Origin of the sequence: Acuticoccus kalidii, from assembly GCF_021556395.1 — a bacterium.
GTDB lineage: Bacteria > Pseudomonadota > Alphaproteobacteria > Rhizobiales > Amorphaceae > Acuticoccus > Acuticoccus kalidii.
Map to the genome: position 1 here is coordinate 1 of NZ_JAKGCS010000026.1, position 4,108 is coordinate 4,108.

6 protein-coding genes are annotated in these 4,108 nt (G+C 58.7%); 3 read left to right on the top strand and 3 right to left on the bottom strand.

Going from position 1 to position 4,108, the window contains the following annotated elements:
- The 3 genes from tnpC to L1787_RS17910 all read left to right on the top strand — a co-directional run.
- The coding region (tnpC, locus tag L1787_RS17900) for an IS66 family transposase (protein WP_235706442.1) at positions 1-806 on the top strand (806 nt) is incomplete at its 5' end.
- A 39-nt stretch (positions 807-845) separates the two neighbouring features.
- Positions 846-1,883, top strand: coding sequence for a family 8 glycosyl hydrolase (locus tag L1787_RS17905; protein WP_235710486.1), 1,038 nt, complete (start codon positions 846-848; stop codon positions 1,881-1,883).
- 287 nt (positions 1,884-2,170) lie between these two features.
- The gene (locus L1787_RS17910; RefSeq protein ID WP_235710488.1) at positions 2,171-2,524 is read left to right on the top strand and encodes a hypothetical protein; all 354 of its coding nucleotides are present in this window, start codon (positions 2,171-2,173) and stop codon (positions 2,522-2,524) included.
- A 101-nt stretch (positions 2,525-2,625) separates the two neighbouring features.
- Here the strand turns inward: L1787_RS17910 and L1787_RS17915 are convergent, their stop codons facing one another.
- The 3 genes from L1787_RS17915 to L1787_RS17925 all read right to left on the bottom strand — a co-directional run.
- Entirely contained in the window at positions 2,626-2,883 is a 258-nt protein-coding gene (locus L1787_RS17915) for a BrnA antitoxin family protein (protein WP_235710490.1), read from the bottom strand.
- A complete protein-coding gene (locus tag L1787_RS17920; RefSeq protein ID WP_235710492.1) occupies positions 2,880-3,167 on the bottom strand; it encodes a BrnT family toxin in 288 nt (95 codons plus the stop codon). The genes L1787_RS17915 and L1787_RS17920 overlap by 4 nt, the downstream gene beginning before the upstream one ends.
- Positions 3,168-3,463: 296 nt before the next feature.
- The coding region (locus L1787_RS17925) for a transposase (RefSeq protein WP_235709332.1) at positions 3,464-4,108 on the bottom strand (645 nt) is incomplete at its 5' end.

Here is a 4,108-nt window from a genome sequence, read left to right on the forward strand (position 1 = left end):
ACATCTGGGCTTACGTCCGCGACGACCGGCCGTTCGGCGGGAGGGCGCCTCCAGCCGCGCTCTACTATGCTTCGCGCGATCGGCGGCAGGAGCACCCCGAGCGCCATCTGCGCGGCTTCGCCGGCATTCTCCAGGCCGACGCCTACAGCGGGTACAACACGCTCTACGATCCGTCGCGCGCCGAGGGCGCGGTCACGCCGGCGCTGTGCTGGGCGCACGCGCGGCGTCCGTTCTTCGAACTCGCCGACATCGCCGCGCGGGTCCGGCGCGACGGCCGAGCGCCGGTCATCTCGCCGGTCGCGCTGCAGGCCGTCCGGCGCATCGACGCGCTGTTCGACATCGAGCGCACCATCAACGGCCTCGACGCGGCGGAGCGACTGCGGGTGCGACAGGAGGTGAGCGCGCCGCTCGTATCAGACCTCCAGGCGTGGTTACGCGAGGAACGCGCCCGCCTGTCGCGATCGGCCGCCGTCGCCAAACCGATGGATTACATGCTGAAGCGCTGGGACCGCTTCGCCGGCTTCCTCGAGGACGGCAGGATCTGCATCACGAACAACGCGGCCGAGCGGGCGCTCCGGGGATTTGCCCTCGGCCGCAAGGCGTGGCTCTTCGCCGGCTCCGAGCGCGGCGCCGACCGCGCTGCCGCCATGGCAACGCTGATCGCCACAGCGAAGCTCAACGACGTCGATCCGCAGGCCTGGCTCGCCGATGTACTCATCCGGATCGCCGCGATGCCGCAGGGGCGTCTCCACGAGCTGCTGCCATGGAACTGGAAGGGGCCGGCGTCCTCCGCCGAAACCACCTGAGCCATAGCCGCGATCCACAGTACCCGCGGCCCTCACCGAATGCTTACTTTCGGCTCAACATTCCAGACCTGGACGAGCGAGAAGTTCGCCGCCTTTAAGGCGGCGTTTGTTCGGCCTGATGGACGGGTTGTCGATGCGGAGAACCGATCGATCAGTCATAGCGAGGGGCAAGGCTATGCGATGCTTTTCGCGGTTCAGGCAAACAACGAGCGTGCGTTCCAGTCGATCTGGCGGTTCACAGAAACGCATCTTCAGCGATCTGATGCACTTTTTTCGTGGCGCTACGATCCAGCCTCATCGCCGCATATAACCGACCCGAACAACGCGACGGACGGGGATCTCCTCATCGCCACCGCTCTTGCGCTCGCCGATATCCGCTGGGGCAGGCCTGAATATCGGGATGAAGCCGCGCGGATCGCAGAAACAATTCGGCGTAAGCTGATTGTCAAGTACAAAAATTATACTCTACTATTGCCCGGCGTCGAGGGCTTCCTCCGTGACCGATTTCCATTTGCAGAATTCCTCGGAATTAATCAACAACAAAGCCCTATAATTAATCTTTCTTATTGGATATACATATCATTTACTGTGCTAAACATGGTTGATCCGTCTCCAGTCTGGAATGAACTCAGGGAGTCAGGGCTTCGACTATTGACCAGCACCCCAACGCCCCCGACCGAATGGAGCGTCATCTCGGAGGAGGGGCAGCTCGAACCGGCACCGGGGCGCCCGGCGGAATTCGGGTACAATGCTGTGCGAATCCCGCTCTACCTCCTAGTATCGGGCTATCGCGCACCGTACCTTCATCGTGCTCTACTTGCGGTCTGGGGGGCGCCGTCGCCCCGCGCGCCTTTCGTCTTCCACCATACGACGGGAAGCCGGATCGACCACATGGACCTTGCAGGATTTCGTCTAATACACGAGATCATATACTGCGGAGAGACGGGAAGACCGATCAATCAAAATCTTCTATACGTTGAACCGCAGACATATTTCTCAACGTCGATTTACCTGATAGCACTCAATGTCCTATATACCTATCAGGCAGATTGCTTCCCATCCGAACCCGGCCCATAACAGAGCTCGAGTTCAGGCGCCATAACCTCGACGCTCAACATTCGCCCCTTTAGCCACCTCGAAAGCGGTTAGGGCACATGGTAACGGCGGCCGATCTGAAACAGAATTATCTATTCTGTTGCAGATCATTGTTCAAGGGTAACGATTATGCACGCCTCCCGGCCAATCGATATCGAAGCCAGCCAGCAATTCAGGTGGAGGCAGTGCTCAATAAAGTGACAACGCCTCTGGCGGCGGTTTACTAGGAGGTATAGGTCGTACGCCGGTTTATAGTAAGGAGAATAGACATGAAAGAATTCCTGAGATTGCCTTACGATTCAAGTGGGTATGGTGATTTTGGTATTTCTTATGTGGGGATTAAGACAATAATTCATTTCCAATACATGAATGAAGGCGTCACTACAATCGGAGAATTGCATTTTGCTGAAAGTTTAAGTATTAAAGTAAATGGAATACTAAACGATCAAAAAAAGCTCCCGTATGATTTGGTAATGATAGAAGCATACGACAACCAAAGATACGATGACTTCTATGTTTATTCGTTTATGTTAAGTGGCAGTGATTTTCAATTCGATGTCATAGCTAAAGGTTGTATTTTCAAGGAATCGATTGAGCGTAGCTCACTTATTCAGGATAACTGAAGGCACGTCTCTACTCGTGCGCCTGACGATCAATGATCGTGAGTTGCAGCGTCTGTGCGATAACAGTGGCCTATAGTGACCTCGCCAGCCGGACGAAAACCTCAGAGCTTCAACCCGGCGCGCAGCGCTTCGTTGAGACGGGTTTGCCACCCCTTCGGCTCCGGCGTTTGCAAAGCCGCAAGCACGTCCCTGTCAATCCGAACCGTCACCTGCTCTTTGGTCCGTCCGAAAGGGCGACCACGGCGGATGGCCTTGGCGTCGGCGGGCGTTCCCCACGTGTCGGGATCGCTCGCGATTTGACGCTGAATCTCGGCCTCTTCCGTTGGGGTATTGTCTCTGATTTCAGGCGGCTTTTTCATGCTCCAATGTCCTTTCGCCAAATGGCGATTTCTGTTTGCTCGGCGCGTCGCAACGAGATCACCCTTACCGCGTCACCGCGCAGCGTGATGACGACGGCGAAAAGTCTGTCGCCTATCGGGCCGATCCACTTTTCACGCTCCTCGCCGCCCTCGTTCTGCACGTCGAGGCAGACGGCGTAGTCCCAATCGAACCCCCGGATGATGTCGAAGCCGAAGCCGCGATCAGCTCTCGTTCGCTCGCTTTTGGCATCGTCCCATTGGTAATCCGGCTCGTCCTTGTTCATTATTAAATGTAACTACTTTTATTCAATTTGTCAACAAGCCATGGAGCGTGATTCAAGCGATTCCGGCCTGAAACAGAATTACCCATTCTGTTTCGCTCTCACCTCCGGTTTCAGGGGAGCCTTTTCAGGCACCGTTTCGGTTCTTCGCACCCATTTTGGCCGAGGCTCGCGGAATCGTTCGAGGCTGTTGAAGAAGTCCGTCGAGACAAGCTCGTGGCCGATCGCCCTTTCCTCGATCTTCCGCCGTCGATTGTTGCCGCCCGGAGGATCACGTCTCGCAGGACCCGCCGGGCGGTTTACGCGGCGGCCGTCCGGGTCCCTGGGCCATCCGCGGGGAAGAACTTCGTCATTCGCTTCAAATTCTGCGCCGTTGCGGCGAGGACGAACTGCTCGTCGGCGCCGCGCAGACCGCGTAGCCGGAGGCGGTGGAGGCCATCGTTGTGCTTCACGCAGGCGAACAGCCGTTCGACGCGTTTGCGCAGCCGCAGCGAGCGCTCGAACGCCTCCGTGGCCTGGCGGGCCTGCACCGTCACCCGAACGTCCTGATGGAGCGATCGGCTGATCGCTCGCGTCGAACTCGTCGTACAGCGCGTCTTGATCGGGCATCCCTTGCAGTCGCTGGCGCGGCTTCGGTAGCCGGTCGTACCGCTGCGTCTGGCCTCTCCGCTGGCGTCGCCGACACGCCGTAGCGGCTTGCCCTGAGGGCATAGGTACAGGTCGCCCTCCTTGTCGTAGCCGAAGTCGGCATGGGTCATCCGCCCCGCCGTCTGATGCGTGCGATCGATGACGGGAACATGCGCCTCGATCCCGCGCCCTTCGATCCACGCCAGGAACGGGCCCGACCCGTAGGCCTTGTCCGCGGTGAGAACCTGCGGGACCGCGTCGTGCCGGACCCGCAGTCGTTCGATCATCCGGCGTGCGGCTTCGGGCTCGTCGGCAAA